Origin of the sequence: Pedobacter terrae, assembly GCF_900100705.1 — a bacterium.
Classification (GTDB): domain Bacteria; phylum Bacteroidota; class Bacteroidia; order Sphingobacteriales; family Sphingobacteriaceae; genus Pedobacter; species Pedobacter terrae.
The window spans coordinates 1-4,036 of sequence record NZ_FNCH01000045.1; the positions used below are offsets into that span (position 1 = coordinate 1).

Consider the following 4,036-nt stretch of genomic DNA (forward strand, 5'->3'; position numbering starts at 1 on the left):
TTCATGAGTTATTTTGCCATCGGTCTACTCTCGATCCTTTTCACTTTATGCTTACTAAATTAAACATTTGTAAACATAGGAGCTATCGGATCAGGTTTAGGTGGCCAGCGCAAAAGGAACATTAAAGGGTTTAATCACCAAACGTTCCTACGGAACGAAACCGCCAATTATACAATTGGCTACCCATGAGGCGTCCCGCTGGGACGATTGATCAAAATCCTGAAGCAAGTTCAGTATAACAAAACCCGTTCCCCTGATCGTACCATGAGTTTAGCTTAGTTCTTAATTACGGAATAGCAGCATAGATACTGAAACAAGTTGATTATAATGGGATTCGTAACTGTGCATCATTGCAAATCATAATGTTTTGGATAAAAAAAGAAGTCAAGTTGTTCAAAAACTTGACTTCTTTGGTAAAGATTTGTTTTCCCTAAACCCTAAACCCTAAACCCTAAACCCTAAACCCTAAACCCTAAACCCTAAACCCTAAACCCTTCTAAAACTCTGCGTTTTTCGGGAATCTTGGGAAAGCAATTACATCGCGGATGTTGGTCATTCCGGTTACGAACAATACTAAACGCTCAAAGCCTAAACCAAAACCTGCGTGTGGCGCTGTACCAAACCGGCGGGTATCTAAATACCACCACAGTTCATCTTGCGGAATGTTTAAAGCTTCCATGCGTTGGGTTAAGCGGTCTAAGCGTTCTTCACGTTGTGATCCACCGATCATTTCTCCAATGCCTGGGAATAAGATGTCCATGGCGGCAACCGTTTGTCTGCCTTCGGCATCCGGTTCATTCTGGCGCATGTAAAAAGACTTAATATCGGCAGGATAATCGGTTAAGATTACCGGTTTTTTAAAGTGTTTTTCTACCAGGTAACGCTCATGCTCGCTTTGTAAATCAGCACCCCATTCATCAATCAGGTATTTAAACTGTTTCTTCTGGTTGGGTTTAGAAGATTTTAAAATCCTGATGGCTTCTGTATAGGTTAGACGTTCAAAATCATTGGCTAAACAGAAATCCAGTTTTTCTAGTAAGCTAAATTCACTGCGTTCGTTCTGTGGTTTTTGTTTATCTTCTTCCGCCAGACGGCTGTTTAAGAATTCTAGTTCATCCTTACAGTTATCTAAAGCATATTTTATAACATACTTCATCATATCTTCTGCCAGCTGCATGTTATCTTCCAGGTCGGCAAAAGCAAACTCAGGCTCAATCATCCAGAATTCGGCCAGATGGCGCGTAGTATTCGAGTTTTCTGCCCTGAAGGTAGGGCCGAAAGTATAAATTTTACCAAAGGCCATGGCTGCCAGTTCGCCTTCTAACTGACCAGATACGGTTAAGTTGGTTGCGCGGGCAAAGAAATCCTGCGAGAAATCTACTTTACCATCTTCAGTGCGTGGCGTATTGTCGAAATCTAAAGTGGTTACTTTAAACATCTCACCCGCACCTTCGGCATCACTTGCTGTAATAATAGGCGTGTGCATGTACACAAAACCACGTTCGTTGTAAAACTGGTGAATGGCAAAGGCCAGGGCATGGCGTACTTTAAAAACGGCGTTAAAAGTATTGGTACGGAAACGCAGGTGTGCAATTTCGCGCAAAAACTCCAGGCTGTGTTTTTTAGGTTGTAAAGGGAATTTCTCAGGGTCGCTATCGCCTAAGATTTCTACATTAGTGGCTTTAATCTCTACTGTTTGGCCTTTGCCCAACGATTCGATTAATTTACCCGTTGCAGAAATGGCGGCGCCGGTTGTGATTCTTTTCAACAGCTCATCAGGTAAATTATTAAAATCGATCACTACCTGGATATTACTCATGCAAGATCCGTCATTTAAGGCTATAAACTGATTATTACGAAAAGTTCTTACCCATCCCATAACCGTTACGTCTGTGTCAAATGCTGTCGACTTTAATAAATCTTTAATTTGCTGTCTCTTAATCATATTGTTATTAGTAAAGCCGCAAATTTAGAAAAAAAACTGGTATCGGTTAACAGTTTGCGGTTTTCAATTGACAGTTTTTTAATATGGAAATTAATGCTAACTGCAAAGCAATTGTATGAATAGCTTCTTAATATTATAAATATGTAAATGGATTCTATCGGGACTGCGGTAAGAAATGTATTGTAAATTCTTGATTTCGATGATGATTTCGGGTTTTGTGTTGACTTTTGATTGCTTTAATATCTTTTTATTGGTTTTTGGTGGTATATTTTCTAATAAATTTATTTTTTATTAGAAATTTTGATATTATTTTTGAATATTTTGATTTTTATTATGTTTTTTCTTTATTTTTTATCTACAAATTAGTTAATTATCTATTTTTGATTGAAAAATATTTATTTTTTTAATTAAATGCTTGCGATAATGATTAAAATTTGTACTTTTGTAATGCTCGTTAATTATTATTATATATTTGGTTTAAAAAAAGCGCTGGCAACGGCGCTTTTTTTATAAAAACTTTAAGACTTATTCATAATCAACATAAACCAAACAACCTAAAACCAAGAAAGCTCCAGAAAACTGGAGCTTTTCTTTTTTATAAGCATCAACTTTATGATCTAATAACTATTGTAGAAAAGACAGAACAGGCTCCATTTCAGCCGCGGTGGGGAGCAAGAAGACTTTGTAAAGCAAAATCCTTGAACATCGTTTAAAGATTTCTCCCCGAAGAGTCGGACTATGCTTTAGTCAAATTGCTATGTTTGGATTAGGACGGCCGTCGTCTTCCCATGAGAGGATCTCACTGCTTTAGCTATACCCCGTCAAAAATTTTAGAGCAAAAAAAAGCTACCCTTTTCAGGATAGCTTTATTATATGTTTTGTTGTTGTTATTCTTCTGAATAGGAGATTTTATTCACGTGTTTATCAATTTCCCATCTTCCGGTACCTTCTTCGCCAATCACTTCGAACAATTCTAAAGCTCTGCGTGCTTTATATTCTTCTTCACGTTGCTCTTTCAGGAACCAGTTCAAAAATTCCATGGTTACGAAATCCTGTTCTTTATGACATCTGGCTGCAATGTTTTTAAAACTTTGGGTGATAGAAATTTCAGCCTCCAAAGCATCTTCAAACACTTCTCTGAAACTTACGAAGTCTGTTTTGATTCCACTAACCTCCGGAGAGATTGCATTTCCGCCCATATCCAATACATATTTGAATAATTTAAGCTGGTGTACTCTTTCTTCTTCAGATTGCTTTAAGAAATAATCTGCCGAAAAGTCAAAGCCATTTTGATCGCACCAAGATGACATAGATAAATATAGTGATGAAGAGTGAGCCTCTTTTTTAATTTGCTGATTTAATAATGTTTCGATATCCTGAGATATTAAACATTTGATACGCATTAGATCTTTCATATTTCTGTACTTTAATAACAATACAAATGTAAACTGAATTTGTTCTGCGTACTAATTTATTTGCAATATGAAATTAGTCTAAATTGCTGATAATTAGTTATTTGTAATCAGTTTAAATAAGGCTGATAGATGTAAAATCTAATATGGAATAACGCGAGACGGATAGTGGTTGAGGATCAGGATGATGATGGCCGGTTTTCAGTTGGCAGTTTTCAGTTCTCGATGCAATCGTCATCCTGAGTTTATCTCAGGATCTTTTTAGATAGATACTGAAACAAGTTCAGTACGACGTATTGAGCTGATTTGTAATTTCTAAGTTGGCAGTTTTCAGTTTCCCATGCGACGTCATCCTGAGTTGATCCCAGGATCTTTTTAGGTAGATACTGAAACAAGTTCAGTACGACGTATTGAGTTGATTTGTAATTTCTAAGTTGATAGTTTTCAGTTCTCGAAGCAATCGTCATCCTAAGTTGATCTCAGGATCTTTTTAGATAGATACTGAAACAAGTTCAGTACGACGTATTTAGTTGATTTGTAATTTCTAAGTTGGCAGTTTTCAGTTTTCCATGCAATCGTCATCCTTGTAGATGTTATATAATTCGGTAACAGAATCATAATTATTAAATTGATTCTGTTATGCCAATAAACACCAATGATTTTACTGTTGAGCGGAAGT

Annotated in this window: 2 protein-coding genes; both read right to left on the minus strand. The window is 36.7% G+C overall.

Going from position 1 to position 4,036, the window contains the following annotated elements:
* Positions 1 to 496: 496 nt before the first annotated feature.
* Positions 497 to 1,945 (minus strand): asparagine--tRNA ligase, encoded by a 1,449-nt coding sequence (gene asnS, locus BLR60_RS24465; protein WP_090505200.1) that lies wholly within the window; start codon positions 1,943 to 1,945, stop codon positions 497 to 499.
* An 887-nt stretch (positions 1,946 to 2,832) separates the two neighbouring features.
* Positions 2,833 to 3,360, minus strand: a complete 528-nt coding sequence (locus tag BLR60_RS24475; protein ID WP_090505205.1) for a ferritin — start codon at positions 3,358 to 3,360, stop codon at positions 2,833 to 2,835.
* Positions 3,361 to 4,036: the final 676 nt, after the last annotated feature.